This is a genomic window from Kitasatospora sp. NPDC096077, assembly GCF_040303245.1.
Lineage (GTDB): Bacteria > Actinomycetota > Actinomycetes > Streptomycetales > Streptomycetaceae > Kitasatospora.
In genome coordinates, this window is sequence record NZ_JBEOSV010000002.1 from 127,134 (window position 1) to 145,316 (window position 18,183).

Sequence of the window (18,183 nt, forward strand, 5' to 3'; positions counted from 1 at the left end):
TCACGGCTATCGTGTTCGCGTGACTACTCCAAGTGCGCGATCGTGGAGGGTTCTGGAGGAGCTCGACGTCCCAGAGGGTGTCCGCGCCGAGCTCATCTCCGGGGAGATCCTGCTGTCTCTGAGCTCCGACATGACGACCAACCTCATCGTCGCGTCCCTCATCCATCAGGTCCCCCACGAGCTGTGGTACCGGCTGACCAAGCAGGACCTCGCCTACTGGGGATGCGGCAGCCGGCTGCAGCCGGATCTCGTGGTTCTCGAGAGTGCGGCGATTGACGTCGCTGTGGCTGCCATGGTGGTCGAGGTAGTCTCAGGGGCGAGCTCGCTCAGGGACTATTACTCGAAGCGGGGGCTCTACGCGGAGGCCGGAATCCCGGCATATCTCATCGTTGACCCGGGTGAGGCCGTCTGCGTGCTACTGACCGAGCCGAGCCGGGAAACCCTTGCCGGGGAGCCCGACTACCTTTCAATGAGGACCAGTCTGTTTGGTGAGGTCGTTCCGGTGGGTGCACTGGGCGTGGATCTGATGACTTCTGAATTCCCCCGGGGTCACTCCGGGAGGGCCGTGAAGTCGATCAACTCCTCGACCTTCGCGAGGAGTTCGGGCTCCAGGTCCTTGTAGCTGTCCACCTTCGACAGGATTCGCTTCCAGGCCGCCGGGGTGTCCACCGGCCAGCCGAGGCGGCGGCAGGTGCCCTCCTTCCAGTCCTCCCCCCGCGGGACGGCGGGCCAGCCGGGGATGCCCACGGACGACGGCTTCACGGCCTGCCAGATGTCGATGTAGGGGTGGCCGACGACCAGCACCGAGTCGCCGGTGACCCGGGCGGCGATCCGGTGCTCCTTGGTGCCGGGGAGCAGGTGGTCGACCAGGACGCCGAGGCGGCGGCCGGGGCCGGGGGCGAAGTCGGCGACGATCGCCGGGAGGTCGTCGATGCCCCGCAGGTACTCGACGACGACGCCCTCGATCCGCAGGTCGTCGCCCCAGACCCGCTCGACCAGTTCGGCGTCGTGCCGCCCCTCCACATAGATCCGGGACTCGCGGGCGACCCGGGCGCGGGCGCCGGGGACGGCGAGGGAGCCGGAGGCGGTGCGGGCAGGGGTGCGGGGCGCCGCGGGGGCGGTCGGGCGGACCAGGGTGACCGTCCGGCCCTCCAGCAGGAAGCCGCGCGGGACCATCGGGAAGACCCGGTGCCGGCCGAAGCGGTCCTCCAGGGTGACGGTGAACCCCTCGGCGGTCTTCTCGCAGCGCACCACCGCCCCGCAGTAGCCGGTGGCCGCCTCCTCGACCACCAGGTCCCGCTCCGCGGGCACCTCCGGGGCGGGGGCCTGCTTCTTCCACGGCGGGGTGAGGTCCGGTCCGTACTGGTGGCTGCGCATGGTGGCGAGTCTACGGACGGGGCGTCAGAGGCCCGGTGCGCCCCAGACCGGGAACCAGCGGCTGAGGTCCTTCTCCAGCCGCAGGTCGTTCCCCAGCAGCGCGTTGACCTGGAGCTCCAGCGGGCTGTTGCGCCGCTCCCCGCCGCCGGGCATCGGGGCGAACGGGTAGAAGGTGCCGCGCTTGTAGAGGTAGACCAGGGCCAGCGACTGCCCCTCCGGGTTGCGGAAGGCGACCAGCGAGCAGAGCAGCTGCGGCCCGAAGCCGTTGGCCTCCAGCTCGCTGTTGACCGCGTGCAGGTCGTTCACCAGCTCCGGCAGTTCCTCGGGGGTGTGCCGGGCGAGCAGCCAGGAGTAGCCGTAGCCGTCCTTGGAGGCCTCCACCGGGACGCCGCCGCGTTCGGTGTCGGCGTCCAGCAGGGCCCGGACCTGCTGTTCCACCTGGACGAAGGCCCCGCCCTCGACGGCCGCGAAGCAGACCGAGCCCAGCCCGGTGGGCAGGAACCCGGCCCCGGCCTCCAGGGTGAGCGCGGCGGACGGCAGGCCGAACAGCTGGTCGAGGTCGGGTTTGACGGGCTTGGTGCGGCCGAACAGGGCGTCCAGGATTCCCACGGGGGTGCCTTCCGGGTCGGGGGTCAGCGGCCGAGCTGCTCGGAGATCTTCGCCAGCTGGGCCAGCCGCTTCTCCAGCGTCGGGTGGGTGGAGAACAGCTGGGCGGCGGTCTCCTTGGCGCTCAGCGCGGGGGCGAAGTAGAAGGCGTTGTAGGGCTGCGACTTGCGCAGGTCCTCGCTGGGGATGGCGGCGATCTGCCCGGTCACCTTGGTCAGGGCCGAGGCCAGCGCGCTGGGTCGGCCGGTGAGCTGGGCGGCGGCCCGGTCGGCGGCCAGCTCGCGGTAGCGGGACAGCAGCCGGGTGAGCAGGAAGCTGATCGCGTAGACCACGATCGACACCAGCGGGATGATCAGCGCCGCGATGGCCGCGTTCTGGTCGTTGTTGTTGCGCCCGCCGCCCATGAACCCGCCGTACATCGCGATCCGGGTCATCGCCCCGGCGAGCACCCCGAGGAAGCCGGCGATGGTCATCACCGCGACGTCCCGGTGGGCGACGTGCGACAGCTCGTGCGCGAGGACGCCCTCCAGCTCCTCCGGTTCGAGCCGGCGCAGCAGGCCGGTGGTGACGCACACCACGGCGTTCTGCGGGTTGCGGCCGGTGGCGAAGGCGTTCGGCATGTCGTTGTCCGCGACCGCCACCCGGGGTTTGGGCATGTCGGCCAGCGCGCAGAGCCGGTCGATGGTGCCGTGCAGCTGGGGGTACTCCTCCTCGGTCACCGGACGGGCGCCCATCGCCCGCTCGGTGATCTTGTCGCTGAACCAGAACTGGGCCACGAACAGCCCGCCGGAGATCAGCACGATCAGCGGCCAGGCCCCGCGCAGCAGCACGATCAGCAGGCCCGTGAAACCGACGTACAGCAGCCCGATCACGAACATCGTCGCGACCATGCGGCCGGTCAGGCCGCGGTCGGGCGCGAAACGGGTGTGCTGGCCCGAGCTCGACATTGCTTGCTCCTCCGTTCGCCGTCGCTTTCGATGCTGCCACCCGGACGGCCCCGGGGCACCACCCCGGCACACGGAGTGTCGTGGCGGCCGTCCGGAACTGCGGGCAGGATCACCCCGGTCGGGCCGTTCCTGCGGTAGGACCCGGGCCGTACACTGGCAGGTACGGTTTTGGCACTCGTGTGCGCAGAGTGCCAAGGTCGGGCCCCTCCGCAGGAGCGGCTCGCAGCATCACAGACGGACAACGCGCGAAGACGGAGGTGCGTGCCCCATGGCCGGAGAGGTCCGCCAACTGGACGACCGCAAGCTCGCCGTGCTGCGCGCGATCGTCCAGGACTACGTGGGCACCGAGGAGCCGGTGGGCTCCAAGGCCCTGGTGGAGCGGCACAACCTCGGGGTGTCCCCGGCGACGGTGCGCAACGACATGGCGGCGCTGGAGGAGGAGGGGTACATCCACCAGCCGCACACCAGTGCGGGGCGGATCCCCACCGACAAGGGCTACCGGCTGTTCGTCGACAAGCTCGCCGAGATCAAGCCGATGAGCTCCCCGGAGCGCCGGGCGATCCGGCACTTCCTGGACGGCGCCGTCGACCTGGACGACGTGGTCACCCGCACGGTGCGGCTGCTCGCGCAGCTGACCCGGCAGGTCGCCGTGGTGCAGTACCCCTCGCTCACCCGCTCGACCGTCCGGCACATCGAGCTGGTGGCGCTGGCCCCGGCCAAGGTGATGCTGGTGCTGATCACCAACACCGGCCGGGTCGAGCAGCGGATGGTCGACTGCCCGGGCACGGTCGGCGAGACGGTCCTGGCGGACCTGCGGTCGCGGATCAACGCGCGGGCGGCCGGTCAGCGGCTGCCGGACGTCCCGGGGCTGCTGGAGGAGCTGCCGGCGGTCTTCGAACAGGCCGACCGCCCGACCGTCAGTACGGTCCTGGCGACGCTGTTCGAGGCGCTCGCCGAACAGAACGAGGAACGGATCATGCTGGCCGGCACGGCCAACCTGACCCGTTTCGGGCACGACTTCCCGCTCACCATCCAGCCGGTGCTGGAGGCCCTGGAGGAGCAGGTCGTCCTGCTCCGCCTCCTGGGTGAGACCACCGACGCCGCGATGACGGTCCGGATCGGGCGGGAGAACGCGTACGAGGGGCTGAATTCCACCTCGGTCGTCTCCGTCGGTTACGGTTCGGGCGACGAGAGCGTGGCCAAACTAGGTGTGATCGGTCCGACCCGGATGGACTACCCGGGCACAATGGGGGCGGTGCGGGCGGTGGCACGGTACGTGGGTCAGATCCTGGCCGAGTCGTAGCAAGCAGCCGCCGTTGAGGGATTCAACGGCGGTGACCAGTCGCAGCACTACTACAGGCGGAACAAGCGGAGCATTTGGTGGCCACGGACTACTACGCGGTACTCGGCGTCCGACGGGATGCGGGGCAGGACGAGATCAAGAAGGCGTTCCGGCGCCTGGCACGCGAACTGCACCCGGACGTCAACCCGGACCCGAAGACGCAGGAGCGGTTCAAGGAGATCAACGCCGCCTACGAGGTGCTCTCCGACCCGCAGAAGCGTCAGGTCTACGACCTCGGCGGCGACCCGCTGTCGCCCGGCGGCGGCGCGGGCGGCTTCGGGGCCGGCGCGGCGGGCTTCGGCTTCTCCGACATCATGGACGCCTTCTTCGGCGCCGCGGCCGGCCAGCGCGGCCCGCGCTCGCGCACCCGCCGCGGCCAGGACGCCATGATTCGGCTGGAGATCACCCTGGAGGAGGCCGCCTTCGGCACCACCAAGGAACTCCAGGTCGACACCGCCGTCACCTGCACCACCTGCAGCGGCGAGGGCGCGGCCCCCGGCACCTCCGCGCAGACCTGTGACATGTGCCGCGGCAAGGGCGAGGTCTCCCAGGTGACCCGCTCCTTCCTGGGCCAGGTCATGACCTCGCGCCCCTGCCCGCAGTGCCAGGGCTTCGGCACCGTCGTGCCGACCCCGTGCCCCGAGTGCGCCGGCGACGGCCGGGTGCGGGCCCGCCGCACCCTGACGGTCAAGATCCCGGCCGGTGTCGACAACGGCACCCGGATCCAGCTGGCCGGCGAGGGCGAGGTCGGCCCCGGCGGCGGCCCGGCCGGCGACCTGTACGTCGAGATCGCCGAGACCACCCACGCGGTGTTCCAGCGGCGCGGCGACGACCTGCACTGCACCGTCACCATCCCGATGACGGCCGCCTCGCTCGGCACCCAGGTGCCGCTGCAGACCCTGGACGGGCTGGAGGAGGTCGACATCCGGCCCGGCACCCAGTCCGGCCAGTCGATCCCGCTGCACGGCAGGGGCATCACCCACCTGCGCGGCGGCGGCCGGGGCGACCTGATAGTGCACGTCGAGGTGCAGACGCCCACCAAGCTCGACGCCGAGCAGGAGGAACTGCTGCGCCGGCTCGCCGTACTGCGCGGCGAGGAGCGCCCGTCCGGCCAGTTCGCGCCGGGCCAGCAGGGGCTGTTCTCGCGCCTGAAGGACGCCTTCAACGGCCGGTAGCCGTCCGTGAGGGGGTGCCGGGGGCCAGCCCCGGCACCCCCTTCGCGTTGTCCCACGTCCCGTTCCCCCGGAGGTTCCCCCGTCATGACCGCGCCCGTCTTCGTCGTCGAGACCGAGCGGCTCGCCGCCGCCGCGCCCGGGGCCGTGGTGCGGCTGGACGGGGCGGAGGGGCGGCACGCGGCCGCGGTGAAGCGGCTGGCGGCCGGCGAGGCGGTGACCCTGGCGGACGGCCTGGGACTCGGCGTGGACGGCACCGTCGCCGCGGTGCTCGGCAAGGACGCGATCGAGGTCACCGTCACCGCGGTGCGCCGGGAGCCGGAGCCGGCCCCGCGGATCGTCGTCGTCCAGGCGCTGCCCAAGGGCGACCGCGGCGAGCTGGCCGTGGAGACCATGACCGAGGTCGGCGTGGACGTGGTGGTCCCCTGGTCCGCCTCGCGCTGCATCACCCAGTGGAAGGGCGAGCGCGGCGCCAAGGCGCTCGCCAAGTGGCGGGCCACCGCCCGGGAGGCGGGCAAGCAGTCCCGCCGGCTGCGCTTCCCCGAGGTGCGCGAGCCGATGACCACCCGGCAGCTGGCCCCGCTGCTGGCACAGGCCGCGCTCGCCGCCGTGCTGCACGAGGAGGGCGCCGAGCCGCTGGCGCAGGCCGCCCTGCCGGACGCCGGGGACATCGTGCTGGTGGTCGGCCCGGAGGGCGGGGTCTCCCCGGAGGAGCTGGCCGCCTTCGCCGAGGCGGGCGCGAAGCCGTACCGGCTGGGCCCGTCGGTGCTGCGCACCTCGACCGCCGGGGTGGCGGCCGGGGCGCTGCTGCTGGGGCGCACCGGGCGCTGGGCGTAACCCCCGCGCGCCGGGCGGGAGTTGCCGAAAACGGAGCGGCTCGTACCCGCACCTGCCTACGCTGGCGGCGTGACGGACTCCCTGAGCACCTCCGCGGGCGCCTATCTGCGCCATCCCCATCTGCACGGTGACCTGGCCGCCTTCGTCGCCGAGGACGACCTCTGGCTCGCCCCGCTGGACGGCGGCCGGGCCTGGCGGCTGACCGCCGATCACCTGCCGGTGCGCCACCCCCGGTTCTCCCCGGACGGGCGGCTCATCGCCTTCACCTCGACCCGGGACGGCGCCCCCGAGGTGCACGTGGTGCCGGTGGACGGCGGTCCGTCCCGGCGGCTCACCCACTGGGGCAACGAGGCGACCCGGGTGCAGGGGTGGACCGCGGACGGGCGTCCGATCGCCACCACCGGCGCGGGCGAGGCCGGGGGGCGCCGCAGCTGGGCGCACGCGCTGCCGCTGGACGGCGGCCCGCCGGTGCGGCTGTCGTACGGGCCGGTCGGCGGGCTGGCCTTCGAACCGGACGGCGACCGCGTGCTGCTGGCCACCTTCAACAACCGCGAGCCGGCCTGGTGGAAGCGCTACCGGGGCGGCCGGGCGGGCCGGCTGTGGCTCGGCCGGGACGAATTCACGCGGATCCACGAGGAGTTGGACGGGCAGCTCGACTCCCCGCTGTGGGTCGCCGGGGACGGCGGGCGCGGCAGCCGGATCGCCTTCCTGTCCGACCACCAGGGCGTCGGCGAGCTGTGGTCCAGCCTCCCGGACGGCACCGACCTGCGCCGGCACGGCACCGACCCGGACGGCTTCTACGCCCGCGGTGCGAGCACCGACGGCACCCGGGTGGTCTTCCACCGGGCCGGCGACCTCTGGCTGCTGGACGACCTGGACACCGCCGCGCCGCGCCGCCTGGACGTCCGGCTGGCCGGCCCGCGCACCGGCCGCCGCCCCCGCCCGGTGTCCGCCGCGCACTGGCTCGACTCCGTCGCCCCGGACCGCACCGGCCGGGCCAGCGCCGCGGTGGTGCGCGGCAGCGTGCACTGGCTGACCCACCGGGAGGGCCCGGCCCGGGTGCTGGACGAGACCCCGGGCGTGCGCGCCCGGCTGGCCCGGGTGGTGCCGGGCGCGGACGGCGCCCAGGGCGTGCTCTGGGTGACCGACGCCGAGGGCGAGGACGCCCTGGAGTACGCCCCCGCCGTGCACGGCCCCGAGCGGCGCCGGCTGGCCGCCGGACAGCTCGGCCGGGTCAACTCGCTGGTGGTCTCCCCGGACGGGAAGCGGGCGGCGCTCGGCGTGCACGACGGCCGGGTGCTGCTGGTCGCCCTGGCCGACGGCGCCGTGCACCAGCTGGACCGCAGTGGCGACGGCGAGGTCAGCGGGCTGGTGTTCAGCCCGGACTCGGCCCACCTGGCCTGGTCCCGCCCGGTGCACCGGATGGGCCCGTACTCGCTGCGCCAGATCGTGCTGGCCGACCTGGCCACCCGCACCGTCGGCGAGGTCACCCCGCAGCGCTTCCTGGACACCTCGCCCGCCTTCACCGCGGACGGCCGCTACCTGGCCTTCCTGTCGGTGCGCACCTTCGACCCGGTCTACGACGCCCACTCCTTCGACCTGTCCTTCCCGAACGGCTGCCGCCCGTACCTGGTCACCCTCGCCGCCGAGACGCCGTCCCCGTTCGGGCCGCGGCGGGCCGGGCGGGCGCCGGGCGGGGAGGAGGACGAGCCCAAGGCGGGCGCGGCGGAGGCCGCCCCGGCGACCGTGGTGGACCTGGCGGGCATCGCCGACCGGATCGTCCCCTTCCCGGTCGAGGGCGGCCGCTTCCACGCGCTGCGCGCCGCCAAGGACGGGCTGCTCTGGACCAGGGCGCCGCTGCTCGGCGAACTCGGCGACGGCGCGGCCTCGCTGGACGACGACCGGCCCCGTCCGGTGCTGGAGCGCTTCGACCTGCGCAAGCGCCGGGTCGAGCAACTGGTGCACGGCGTCGACGACTTCGCGGTCAGCGGGGACGGCACCCGGGTGGCCGTGCAGGACGAGGGCGAACTGCGGATCGTCCCGGCCGACCACAAGGCCGGCGGCGAGGACGAGGAGACCGCCGTCGACCTGGCCCGGCTGCGGGTGACCGTCGACCCGGCCGCCGAGTGGCGGCAGATGTACGCCGAGAACGGCCGGCTGATGCGGGACAACTTCTGGCGCCCCGACCTCGGCGGCGTGGACTGGGCCGGGATCCTGGAGCGCTACCGGCCGCTGGTCGAGCGGGTCGGCTCGCACGACGAACTGGTCGACCTGCTCTGGGAGGTGCACGGCGAGCTCGGCACCTCGCACGCCTACGTGGTGCCGTACGGCCGCTACACCGAACCCGCCCGGCGCCAGGGCCTGCTGGGCGCCGACCTGGTCCGGGACGGCGGACGGTGGCGGATCGACCGGATCCTGCCCGGCGAGTCCTCCGACCCCCGGGCCCGCTCGCCGCTGGCCGCGCCCGGTGTCGCGATCCGCCCGGGCGACGCCCTGCTCGCCGTCAACGGCCGCCCGGTGGACCCGGTCACCGGCCCGGCGCCGCTGCTGGCCGGCACCGCCGGTCAGCCGGTCGAGCTGACCGTGGCCGGGAAGGACGGCGGCGACCCGCGCCACCCGGTGGTCGTCCCGCTCGCCGACGAGGAGGCGCTGCGCTACCACGACTGGGTGGCCGGCCGGCGGGCCGCGGTGCGCGAGCTGTCCGGGGGGCGGCTCGGCTACCTGCACATCCCCGACATGCAGACGGCCGGCTGGGCCCAGCTGCACCGCGACCTGTCCACCGAGATGGCCCGGGAGGGCCTGATCGTGGACGTCCGGGACAACCGCGGCGGCCACACCTCGCAGCTGGTGATAGAGAAGCTGGCCCGGCGGATCGTCGGCTGGTACGCGATCCGGGACACCGACCACCGGGTGCCCTACCCGATGGACGCCCCGCGCGGGCCGGTGGTCGCGATCGCCAACGAGCTGTCCGGCTCGGACGGCGACGTGGTCAACGCGGCCGTCCAGGCGCTCGGCATCGGTCCGGTGGTCGGCACCCGCACCTGGGGCGGGGTGATCGGCATCGACAGCCGCTACCAGCTGGTCGACGGCACCCTGGTCACCCAGCCCAAGTACGCGATGTGGCTGGAGAACTACGGCTGGGGCCTGGAGAACCACGGCGTCGACCCGGACGTCGAGGTGCCGTTCGCCCCGCACCACTGGGCGGCCGGTCAGGACCCCCAGCTGGCCGAGGGCGTCCGGATCGCGCTGGAGACCCTGGCCCGCACCCCGGCCCGCACCGGGCCGCCGCTGCCCTGGGCGTGAACGGCTCGGCTAGGCTGCGGCCGTACGGCGCCACGACGACAGAGACCCACCGAAACGAGGAGACCCCGATGGCCGGCGAGCCGCAGCCCGACTGCCTGTTCTGCAAGATCGTGGCGGGCGAGATCCCGGCGACCGTGGTGCGCAAGACCGAGCGCACCCTCGCCTTCCGCGACATCGCCCCCAAGGCCCCCGTGCACGTCCTGGTCATCCCGCACCTCCACTACCCGAACGCCGCCGCGCTGGCCGCCGCCGAACCGGAGATCGCCGGTGAACTGCTCGCCGAGGCGGGCGCGGTGGCCCGGGACGAGGGCATCCAGGACTACCGGCTGATCTTCAACACCGGTGCGGGCGCCGGGCAGACCGTCTTCCACGCCCACGTGCACGTGCTCGGCGGCAGGCACATGACCGAGAGCATGGTCTGAGCCCAGGTGTCCCCGCGCGAACTCGTCGTCCTCGGCACCGCCAGCCAGGTGCCCACCCGGCACCGCAACCACAACGGCTACCTGCTCCGCTGGGACGGCGAGGGCGTGCTGTTCGACCCCGGCGAGGGCACCCAGCGGCAGATGCTGCACGCCGGGGTCTCGGCCACCCAGATCACCCGGATCGCCGTGACCCACTTCCACGGCGACCACTGCCTGGGCCTCGCCGGGGTGATCCAGCGGATCAACCTTGACCGGGTCCCGCACCCGGTGGACGTCTACTTCCCGGCCTCCGGCGAGGTCTACTTCGAGCGGCTGCGGCACGCCACCGCCTACCACGAGACGGCGGTGCTGCGGCCCCGGCCGATCGACGAGCCCGGCCCGCTGCCCGCGCCCGGCGCCCGCTTCGCGTTGGACGCGGTCCGCCTCGACCACCCGGTGGAGTCCTTCGGCTACCGGCTGTCCGAGCCGGACGGGCGCCGCCTGGTGCCCGAGCGGCTCGCCGCGTTCGGCGTGCACGGCCCCGCGGTCGGCCGGCTCCAGCACGAGGGCGCGATCGAGGCGGACGGCCGCACCGTCACCCTGGACCAGGTCAGCGAGCCGCGGCCGGGCCAGAGGTTCGCCTTCGTGATGGACACCCGGCTCTGCGAGGGCGTGCACCAACTCGCCGAGGGCGCCGACCTGTTGGTGGTCGAGGCGACCTTCAGTGACGCCGACGCCCGGCTCGCCGAGGAGCACGGGCACCTCACCGCCGGCCAGGCCGCCAAGGCCGCCGCCGAGGCCGGGGTGCGCACCCTGGTGCTGACCCACTTCTCCCAGCGCTACCCGGACCTGGGGCAGCACCTGGCCGACGCCCGCAAGCACTTCGACGGGGAGCTGGTGCTCGCCGAGGACCTCGCGCGGGTGCCGGTCCCGGCCCGCCGCCACCCGTGAACGCCGCGGCGGGCCGGGCGAAAAGCGCTCGCATCGCCCCGCGATCTGCCGCAGCATCGACGGGTGCGGCCCCGCCGCCCGCCGCAGCGATCACGCTCGCGGCGTACCCTGGTGCCCCGGAGAGACCGAGCGGCACACGACACCACGGATGGGATGAGGCAGGCCCAGCGCCGACCCATGAGTGAGACATCGCAGACCCGTACCGACGGACAGTCGCGCCCCGAACCGGCCGGGGACGGCCGGGTGAGCGCCCGGATCGTCATCCCCGAGAAGCACCCGATGGTCACCCTGCTCGGCACGGCCGACTCGCTGCTGCGCGTGATCGAGCAGGGCTTCCCGGCCGCCGACATCCACGTCCGCGGCAACGAGGTGACCGCCACCGGGGAGCGCGCCGAGGTCGCCCTCGTGCAGAAGCTCTTCAACGAGATGATGCTGGTGCTGCGCACCGGCCAGCCCCTGACGGAGGACTCCGTGGAGCGCTCCATCGCCATGCTCCGCGAGGAGGACCCGGACGGCCCGGCGCCGTCCCAGGTGTTCACCGCGAACATCCTGTCCAACCGGGGCCGCACCATCCGCCCCAAGACGCTCAACCAGCAGCGCTACGTCGACGCGATCGACAAGCACACGATCGTCTTCGGCCTCGGTCCGGCCGGCACCGGCAAGACCTACCTGGCGATGGCCAAGGCCGTCCAGGCCCTCCAGGCCAAGGAGGTCAACCGGATCATCCTGACCCGGCCGGCGGTCGAGGCGGGGGAGCGGCTGGGCTTCCTGCCCGGCACCCTCTACGAGAAGATCGACCCCTACCTGCGCCCGCTGTACGACGCGCTGCACGACATGATGGACCCGGACTCCATCCCGCGCCTGATGGCGGCCGGCACCATCGAGGTCGCCCCGCTCGCCTACATGCGCGGCCGCACCCTCAACGACGCCTTCATCATCCTGGACGAGGCCCAGAACACCTCGCCCGAGCAGATGAAGATGTTCCTCACCCGCCTCGGGTTCAACTCCCGGGTGGTGGTCACCGGCGACACCAGCCAGATCGACCTCCCGGGCGGCACCCGCAGCGGTCTCAAGGTCGTCCAGGAGATCCTGGTCGACGTCCCGGACATCCACTTCTCCGTCCTCACCAGCACCGACGTGGTCCGCCACAAGCTGGTCGGCCGGATCGTGGACGCCTACGAGCGCTGGGACGCCCGGCAGGAGGCCGAGCAGAACGCCCCGGCCGACCGCAAGCCGGCCCAGCGGCGCCCCGGCAAGACCGCCGCGGCGCGCGCACCCCGCCAGTCCCATCGCACCGAAAGCTGAGCACACCTCCCGTCATGTCGATCGACATCGCCAACGAGTCCGGTTGGGACGCCGATGAGGAAGCCATCCTCGACGTCGCCCGCTTCGCCCTGGACAAGATGCGGATCCACCCGCAGTCCGAACTGTCCGTGATCCTGGTGGACGGTGCGGCGATGGAGGAGCTGCACATCCAGTGGATGGACCTGCCCGGACCGACCGACGTGATGTCGTTCCCGATGGACGAGCTGCGTCCCGGCAAGGAGGGCGAGGAGCTGCCGCAGGGCCTGCTCGGCGACATCGTGCTCTGCCCCGAGGTCGCCGAGCAGCAGGGCAAGGCGGCCCCCTCCAAGCACTCGATGGACGAGGAGCTGCAGCTGCTCACCGTCCACGGCGTGCTGCACGTCCTCGGCTACGACCACGAGGAGCCCGAGGAGGAGGAGGAGATGTTCGCCCTCCAGAAGCGGATCCTGGACGACTGGCGGGCGGGCCGGGGCCTCGGCGGCATCTCCCCGGCCCCCACCACCCACTGAGCGCGGGGCCCGAACTCCTGTGAGTGGTGAGAGTACGAGCTTCATCCTCGGTGCCGTGGCCCTGGTCGTGCTCGGCTGGCTGGCCGCGTGCGCCGAGGCGGGCATCTCCCGGGTCTCCCGGTTCCGGGCGGAGGAGGCCGTGCGCAACGGGCGGCGCGGCTCCGCCCGGCTGCTGGCCGTCGCCTCCGATCCGGTCCGCTACCTCAACCTGGCGACCCTGATCCGGGTCGCCAGCGAGATGGCGGCCGCGGTGCTGGTCACCGCGGTGTGCGTGCGCAACATCCACCCGACCTGGCAGGCCATCCTGCTGGCGTTCGGCGTGATGGTGCTGGTGTCCTTCGTCGCGGTCGGCGTCTCGCCGCGCACGATCGGGCGCCAGCACCCGGTCTCCACCGCGACCGCGGCCTCCTTCGTGCTGCTGCCGCTGGCGGCGGTGCTCGGCCCGATCCCGCGGCTGCTGATCCTGCTCGGCAACGCGCTGACCCCGGGCAAGGGCTACCGGGAGGGGCCGTTCTCCTCCGAGGCGGAGCTGCGGGCGCTGGTCGACCTCGCGGAGAAGGACGACCTGATCGAGGACGAGGAGCGCCGGATGGTGCACTCGGTCTTCGAGCTGGGCGACACCATCGTGCGCGAGGTGATGGTGCCGCGCACCGACCTGGTGATGATCGAGCGGCACAAGACCGTCCGGCAGGCGCTCACCCTGGCGCTGCGCTCGGGCTTCTCCCGGATCCCGGTGGTCGGCGACAACGAGGACGACGTGGTCGGCATCGTCTACCTCAAGGACCTGGTGCGCCGCACCCACATCAACCGGGAGGCGGAGGCCGAGGAGGTCGGCGCGGTGATGCGCCCGGCCGTGTTCGTGCCGGACTCCAAGCCGGCCGGCGACCTGCTGCGCGAGATGCAGCAGCGCCGCTCGCACGTCGCGATCGTGATCGACGAGTACGGCGGCACGGCGGGCCTGGTCACCATCGAGGACGTCCTGGAGGAGATCGTCGGCGAGATCACCGACGAGTACGACCGGGAGATCGCGCCGATCGAGGACCTCGGCGACGGCTCGTACCGGATCACCGCCCGGCTGCTGGTGGAGGACCTCGGCGAGCTGTTCGGCATCGAGCTGGAGGACGAGGACGTCGAGACCGTCGGCGGCCTGCTGGCCAAGCACCTCGGCCGGGTGCCGATCCCCGGCTCGGCCTGCGAGATCCCGCTGCCCGAGCCTGCCGCGGACGGCCTGACCGGCATTCTGCTGACCGCCGAGTCCTCGGCCGGGCGGCGCAACCGGATCGGTTCGATGGTGGCCTCGCCGGTGCGCGGGTCGGCCGTCGTGGCGGAGGGCGCGGGCGAGTAGCGGGTGGGCGGTCGCCGCGCGACCATGGAGGGCATGACGCACAAACTGCGCGCGGAGTACGGCCCGCAGGGGGCGGCCGGCGGGGTCAAGTCCTGGCACGTGGTGCGGGACGAGGACCCGTCGACCGCGCTCTGCGGCCGGACCATGCCCGACGACGCCGAGACGCGACCCGAGCAGGACTGGGGCACCGGGTTGCGCTGCTGCCAGCAGTGCGGCTCGCTCTACATGCACGAGACGCCGCACCTGCAGGGGAGCCACCCCTACAGCTAGCCCCTGAAAGTCAGCCGGAGTGCCGGCGCGGCAAGGCCATGGCTGAGCTCTGGAGGTCGCCATGAAGCTGCAAGACGAACTGCCGACCGTCGATCGCCGACTCGCCCTGGTGTGGCGGGTCGGGGCGGGGGCCGGGGGGATCTTCCTGATCGTGTTCGGGATCCTGGGGCTGGCCGACCACCCCGGTTTCCTGGCCACCCACGGCGACCGGATCGCCGGGCTGTCGACCAACGGGGCGCTGAGCATCCTGTCCATCATCGCGGGCGCGGTGCTGCTGGCCGGGGCGGTGATCGGCGGGAACTTCGCCTCCAACCTCAACCTGGTGGTCGGGGTGCTGTTCGTGCTGTCCGGCTTCTACGGGCTGACGGTGCTCGGCCGGCCGGAGGCGAACATCCTCAACTTCCGGATGTCGAACGTGCTGTTCGCGTTCATCTTCGGGATCGTCGTGACCACCTTCGGGATGTACGGCCGGGTGAGCAGCCACCTGCCGCACGACAACCCGTTCTGGCAGGACCGGATCGGTCGCGAGGAGCAACTGCCGTCCGGCGCCGCGAAGACCTTCGTCAAGGTCCTCAACCCGAACCCCGGGCGGACCCACCCGGTCGGCCACTGAACCGCACGCAGTGCCTATGCTCGGCGGCATGAGTGACATCAGTGACATCGTCGAGCTCGACCCCGAGGACAAGAAGATCATCACCCTGGCCCGCTCGGCCCGCGCCCGCAACGGCGTGGCCGAGGGGGCCGCGGTGCGTGACGAGACCGGTCGCACCTACGTGGCCGGGACGGTCGCGCTGGAGTCGCTGCGGCTGAGCGCCCTGCAGACGGCGGTGGCGATGGCGGTGGCCAGCGGTGCGAAGTCGCTGGAGGCGGCCGCCGTGGTGAGCGAGGCCGAGCAGCCGGCCGAGGCCGACCTGGCCGCCGTGCGGGACCTGGGCGGGGCCGGTACGCCGGTGCTGCTGGCCGGTCCGGACGGGACGCTGCGGGTGGCGGCCGAGGCCCGCTGAGCGGTCGCCGGAGGCCCTTGCCCCCTGTATTAAGCAGATAATCTCACCGGGGGAGTGGACTCGGTGAGGGGCTGGGGCATGGGGGCGTTGGCGTTCGTCGCCGGGCTGGTGCTGTTCGTGATGGGGATGGGCAAGTGGCAGGAGACCGGCACGGTCTACTGGCTCTGGGGTTCACTCGTCTTCCTGCTGTTGCTGGTGGTGTTCTCGCTGGTCGGCCGGGGCGGCGGCAAGGGCTGATCGGCCCGGTCGACCGGCCCCGGACGGCGCGGCTCCGGTGATCAGGGAGAATGGAGCCCATGAATGCCCCTTCCTCCTCGTACCGCTCCGGGTTCGCGTGCTTCGTCGGCCGTCCCAACGCGGGCAAGTCGACCCTGACCAACGCCCTGGTGGGGACGAAGGTCGCGATCACCTCCGACCGCCCGCAGACCACCCGGCACACCGTGCGCGGCATCGTGCACCGCCCGGACGCCCAGCTCGTGCTGGTCGACACCCCCGGACTGCACAAGCCCCGCACCCTGCTCGGCGAGCGCCTCAACGACCTGGTCCGCACCACCTGGGCCGAGGTCGACGTGATCGGTTTCTGCCTGCCCGCCGACCAGAAGATCGGCCCCGGCGACAAGTTCATCGCCAAGGAGATCGCCGGGATCAAGAAGACCCCCAAGGTCGCCATCGTCACCAAGACCGACCTGGTCGACTCCAAGCGGCTGGCCGAGCAGCTCATCGCCATCCACCAGCTCGGCCTGGAGCTGGGCTTCGAGTGGGCCGAGATCATCCCGGTCTCGGCGGTCGGCGACAAGCAGGTCGAGCTGGTCGCCGACCTGCTCACCAAGCTGCTGCCGGAGGGCGACCAGCTCTACCCGGAGGGCGACCTCACCGACGAGCCCGAGCAGATCATGGTCGCCGAGCTGATCCGTGAGGCCGCCCTGGAGGGCGTGCGGGACGAACTGCCGCACTCGCTGGCCGTCGTGGTCGAGGAGATGCTGCCGCGCGAGGGCCGCCCGGCGGACCGTCCGCTGCTGGACATCCACGCCAACGTCTACATCGAGCGGCAGAGCCAGAAGGCGATCGTGATCGGCGCCAAGGGCTCGCGGCTCAAGCACGTCGGCACCACCGCCCGCAAGCACATCGAGGCGCTGCTCGGCACGCCGGTCTACCTGGACCTGCACGTCAAGGTGGCCAAGGACTGGCAGCGCGACCCCAAGCAGCTGCGCAAGCTCGGCTTCTGACGCCACGCCCGGGAGCCCGTGGGCCCGTTCGGACGCCGGGTGCGTCCGGGCGGGCCCGCGCCGTTCCGGGCTCAGGCCCCCTCGCGCAGCACCAGGGAGAGCAACTCCCGCTGGGAGTCGGTGAGTTTGGGGTCGGCGCAGTACACCGTCCGCCCGTCGACGGTGATCTCGTAGTGGAAACCGTCCGGCACGCCGTACGAGGGGGCGCGCAGCCCGCCCGCGACGGCTTCGCGGGCGAGCGCGTGGACGTGCGGGGCGTCCGCGCGGTCGATGGTGTCGAGCTCCGCGTGGCGGACGATTCCGGCGAGGCCGCCGGTCCGGGTCACCTGGATACGCATGGTGTCCATGGTGCTACCCAGGGAAGGCTTTTGCGGCACTTTTCCCCGACCGTGACCTTAAGTCGGTCTCAACCCGGTCTCAACCGGCGGCGAACCGGTCGGTCCCGGTCATCGTCCCGGGCGCCGCACCGGTCACCGCACCGGTCACCGCATCGGTCGCCGTGCCGGTCACCGCACCGTCCGGCGGGCCGGCTCAGCCGGGGCTGACGCCGACCTGCGCCCAGGAGGCCGTCACGGTGTCCGCGACCGAGGGCCGGTCGGGGTGGCGGGCCCTGGCGGCGGCCACGGTGGCCCGGGCGAAGTCGGTGAAGTCGGCGGTGGCGGGCAGCCCGCCACCGGTCAGGGTGTCGTACCAGATCCGCCCGGCCAGCTCCCAGGAGTGCCCGCCGAGGGCGGTGGCCAGCAGGTAGAACGCGTGGTTGGGGATGCCGGAGTTGATGTGCACCCCGCCGTTGTCCTCGCCGGTGTCCACGTAGTCCCGCATGTGCGCGGGCTGCGGGTCCTTGCCGAGCTGCGGGTCGTCGTAGGCGGTGCCGGGGGCCTTCATCGAGCGCAGCGCCACACCCTGGACGCCGGGGGCGAGCAGTCCGGCGCCGATCAACCAGTCGGCGGAGGCGGCGTCCTGGTGCAGCGCGTACTGCTTGACCAGCGAGCCGAAGACGTCGGAGATCGACTCGTTCAGCGCGCCGGGCTGGTCCTGGTACTGCAGTCCGGCGGTGAACTGGGTGACGCCGTGGGTGAGTTCGTGGCCGATGACGTCGATGCAGGCGGTGAAGTCGCCGAAGATCTCGCCGTCCCCGTCGCCGAAGACCATCTGCCGGCCGTTCCAGAAGGCGTTGTCGTAGTTCTGCCCGTAGTGCACGCTGGCGTCCAGGCGCAGCCCGTGGCCGTCGATCGAGTCGCGCCCGAAGACCTCGGAGTAGAGCGCGAAGGTGGCGCCGAGGCCGTCGTAGGCGTGGTTGACGGAGGTGTCGGCGACCGGGGTCTGGCCCTCGGTGCGGACGGTGTGCCCGGGCAGCCGCTGGGCGTGCCCGGAGTCGGCGATCAGCCGGCTGAGGCCGGGGTCGGCGGCGGCCGGCGGGGGAGCGGTGAGACGGGCCGCGCGGTGCGCGGCGTCGAGCGCGAGGGAGCGGGCGGCGGGCTCGTGACCGGCCTCGGCGAGGCGGTCCAGGACGTACGGCGGGACGATCGCGTGGATCCGTACTGCGGCAGTCATGTGGCCCAGGGTGAGGCTCCGATGACCGGTTGTC

Annotated in this window: 20 protein-coding genes; 15 read left to right on the forward strand and 5 right to left on the reverse strand. The window is 72.7% G+C overall.

Annotation, left to right across the window (positions count from 1 at the left end):
- The first annotated feature begins 19 nt into the window (after positions 1-19).
- Complete coding sequence (locus ABTZ03_RS02375) at positions 20-622, forward strand: Uma2 family endonuclease (RefSeq protein WP_350510969.1); 603 nt, start codon at positions 20-22, stop codon at positions 620-622.
- Here ABTZ03_RS02375 and ABTZ03_RS02380 read toward each other — a convergent pair.
- From ABTZ03_RS02380 to htpX, 3 genes are read right to left on the reverse strand one after another with little or no spacing between them, the layout of a single operon-like run.
- On the reverse strand, positions 550-1,377 hold the full coding sequence (locus ABTZ03_RS02380) for a DUF3097 domain-containing protein (protein ID WP_350510970.1): 828 nt from the start codon (positions 1,375-1,377) through the stop codon (positions 550-552). The two genes, ABTZ03_RS02375 and ABTZ03_RS02380, sit on opposite strands and share 73 nt — an antisense overlap.
- 24 nt (positions 1,378-1,401) lie before the next feature.
- On the reverse strand, positions 1,402-1,986 hold the full coding sequence (pspAB, locus tag ABTZ03_RS02385) for a PspA-associated protein PspAB (RefSeq protein ID WP_350510971.1): 585 nt from the start codon (positions 1,984-1,986) through the stop codon (positions 1,402-1,404).
- A 23-nt stretch (positions 1,987-2,009) separates the two neighbouring features.
- The gene (gene htpX, locus ABTZ03_RS02390) at positions 2,010-2,930 is read right to left on the reverse strand and encodes a zinc metalloprotease HtpX (RefSeq protein ID WP_350510972.1); all 921 of its coding nucleotides are present in this window, start codon (positions 2,928-2,930) and stop codon (positions 2,010-2,012) included.
- Between the two features lie 268 nt (positions 2,931-3,198).
- Here htpX and hrcA point away from each other — a divergent pair, with 268 nt between their 5' ends.
- From hrcA to era, 14 genes are all read left to right on the forward strand, one after another.
- On the forward strand, positions 3,199-4,233 hold the full coding sequence (gene hrcA, locus ABTZ03_RS02395; protein WP_350510973.1) for a heat-inducible transcriptional repressor HrcA: 1,035 nt from the start codon (positions 3,199-3,201) through the stop codon (positions 4,231-4,233).
- 77 nt (positions 4,234-4,310) lie between these two features.
- Positions 4,311-5,447, forward strand: a complete 1,137-nt coding sequence (dnaJ, locus tag ABTZ03_RS02400) for a molecular chaperone DnaJ (protein WP_350510974.1) — start codon at positions 4,311-4,313, stop codon at positions 5,445-5,447.
- Positions 5,448-5,531: 84 nt separating this feature from the next.
- A complete protein-coding gene (locus ABTZ03_RS02405) occupies positions 5,532-6,281 on the forward strand; it encodes a 16S rRNA (uracil(1498)-N(3))-methyltransferase (RefSeq protein WP_350510975.1) in 750 nt (249 codons plus the stop codon).
- Between the two features lie 69 nt (positions 6,282-6,350).
- On the forward strand, positions 6,351-9,584 hold the full coding sequence (locus tag ABTZ03_RS02410) for a S41 family peptidase (RefSeq protein WP_350510976.1): 3,234 nt from the start codon (positions 6,351-6,353) through the stop codon (positions 9,582-9,584).
- A gap of 68 nt (positions 9,585-9,652) precedes the next feature.
- Positions 9,653-10,006 (forward strand): histidine triad nucleotide-binding protein, encoded by a 354-nt coding sequence (locus ABTZ03_RS02415; RefSeq protein WP_350510977.1) that lies wholly within the window; start codon positions 9,653-9,655, stop codon positions 10,004-10,006.
- 6 nt (positions 10,007-10,012) lie between these two features.
- The gene (locus tag ABTZ03_RS02420; RefSeq protein ID WP_350510978.1) at positions 10,013-10,936 is read left to right on the forward strand and encodes a ribonuclease Z; all 924 of its coding nucleotides are present in this window, start codon (positions 10,013-10,015) and stop codon (positions 10,934-10,936) included.
- Positions 10,937-11,113: 177 nt separating this feature from the next.
- Positions 11,114-12,241, forward strand: a complete 1,128-nt coding sequence (locus tag ABTZ03_RS02425; RefSeq protein ID WP_400917309.1) for a PhoH family protein — start codon at positions 11,114-11,116, stop codon at positions 12,239-12,241.
- A gap of 14 nt (positions 12,242-12,255) precedes the next feature.
- Positions 12,256-12,750 carry an rRNA maturation RNase YbeY gene (gene ybeY / locus ABTZ03_RS02430; protein WP_030061268.1) on the forward strand — a complete coding sequence of 165 codons (495 nt, stop codon included), beginning with the start codon at positions 12,256-12,258 and terminating at the stop codon, positions 12,748-12,750.
- Positions 12,751-12,769: 19 nt separating this feature from the next.
- A complete protein-coding gene (locus tag ABTZ03_RS02435) occupies positions 12,770-14,095 on the forward strand; it encodes a hemolysin family protein (protein ID WP_350510979.1) in 1,326 nt (441 codons plus the stop codon).
- 33 nt (positions 14,096-14,128) lie between these two features.
- Positions 14,129-14,365, forward strand: coding sequence for a hypothetical protein (locus tag ABTZ03_RS02440; protein ID WP_350510980.1), 237 nt, complete (start codon positions 14,129-14,131; stop codon positions 14,363-14,365).
- A 61-nt stretch (positions 14,366-14,426) separates the two neighbouring features.
- Positions 14,427-14,978 (forward strand): DUF4383 domain-containing protein, encoded by a 552-nt coding sequence (locus ABTZ03_RS02445; protein WP_350510981.1) that lies wholly within the window; start codon positions 14,427-14,429, stop codon positions 14,976-14,978.
- Between the two features lie 16 nt (positions 14,979-14,994).
- Positions 14,995-15,369 (forward strand): cytidine deaminase-like protein, encoded by a 375-nt coding sequence (locus ABTZ03_RS02450; RefSeq protein ID WP_400917801.1) that lies wholly within the window; start codon positions 14,995-14,997, stop codon positions 15,367-15,369.
- A 54-nt stretch (positions 15,370-15,423) separates the two neighbouring features.
- Positions 15,424-15,606 carry a hypothetical protein gene (locus tag ABTZ03_RS02455; RefSeq protein ID WP_350510983.1) on the forward strand — a complete coding sequence of 61 codons (183 nt, stop codon included), beginning with the start codon at positions 15,424-15,426 and terminating at the stop codon, positions 15,604-15,606.
- 59 nt (positions 15,607-15,665) lie between these two features.
- Positions 15,666-16,595, forward strand: coding sequence for a GTPase Era (gene era / locus ABTZ03_RS02460; protein WP_350510984.1), 930 nt, complete (start codon positions 15,666-15,668; stop codon positions 16,593-16,595).
- 71 nt (positions 16,596-16,666) lie between these two features.
- On the opposite strand, the gene ABTZ03_RS02465 is transcribed toward era, so the two are convergent.
- Positions 16,667-16,933: a protealysin inhibitor emfourin gene (locus ABTZ03_RS02465; protein ID WP_350510985.1), complete on the reverse strand. Its 267-nt coding sequence runs from the start codon at positions 16,931-16,933 to the stop codon at positions 16,667-16,669.
- Between the two features lie 193 nt (positions 16,934-17,126).
- Complete coding sequence (locus ABTZ03_RS02470; RefSeq protein WP_350510986.1) at positions 17,127-18,149, reverse strand: M4 family metallopeptidase; 1,023 nt, start codon at positions 18,147-18,149, stop codon at positions 17,127-17,129.
- Positions 18,150-18,183: the final 34 nt, after the last annotated feature.

Excerpts from the sequence above, each read along its gene's own strand:
- ABTZ03_RS02380 (WP_350510970.1), bottom strand. The coding sequence starts at position 1,377 with ATGCGCAGCCACCAGTACGGACCGGACCTCACCCCGCCGTGGAAGAAG.
- htpX (WP_350510972.1), bottom strand. The coding sequence starts at position 2,930 with ATGTCGAGCTCGGGCCAGCACACCCGTTTCGCGCCCGACCGCGGCCTG.
- hrcA (WP_350510973.1), top strand. The coding sequence starts at position 3,199 with ATGGCCGGAGAGGTCCGCCAACTGGACGACCGCAAGCTCGCCGTGCTG.
- ABTZ03_RS02405 (WP_350510975.1), top strand. The coding sequence starts at position 5,532 with ATGACCGCGCCCGTCTTCGTCGTCGAGACCGAGCGGCTCGCCGCCGCC.
- ABTZ03_RS02415 (WP_350510977.1), top strand. The coding sequence starts at position 9,653 with ATGGCCGGCGAGCCGCAGCCCGACTGCCTGTTCTGCAAGATCGTGGCG.
- ABTZ03_RS02425 (WP_400917309.1), top strand. The coding sequence starts at position 11,114 with ATGAGTGAGACATCGCAGACCCGTACCGACGGACAGTCGCGCCCCGAA.
- ybeY (WP_030061268.1), top strand. The coding sequence starts at position 12,256 with ATGTCGATCGACATCGCCAACGAGTCCGGTTGGGACGCCGATGAGGAA.
- ABTZ03_RS02440 (WP_350510980.1), top strand. The coding sequence starts at position 14,129 with ATGACGCACAAACTGCGCGCGGAGTACGGCCCGCAGGGGGCGGCCGGC.
- ABTZ03_RS02445 (WP_350510981.1), top strand. The coding sequence starts at position 14,427 with ATGAAGCTGCAAGACGAACTGCCGACCGTCGATCGCCGACTCGCCCTG.
- ABTZ03_RS02450 (WP_400917801.1), top strand. The coding sequence starts at position 14,995 with ATGCTCGGCGGCATGAGTGACATCAGTGACATCGTCGAGCTCGACCCC.
- era (WP_350510984.1), top strand. The coding sequence starts at position 15,666 with ATGAATGCCCCTTCCTCCTCGTACCGCTCCGGGTTCGCGTGCTTCGTC.
- ABTZ03_RS02465 (WP_350510985.1), bottom strand. The coding sequence starts at position 16,933 with ATGCGTATCCAGGTGACCCGGACCGGCGGCCTCGCCGGAATCGTCCGC.
- ABTZ03_RS02470 (WP_350510986.1), bottom strand. The coding sequence starts at position 18,149 with ATGACTGCCGCAGTACGGATCCACGCGATCGTCCCGCCGTACGTCCTG.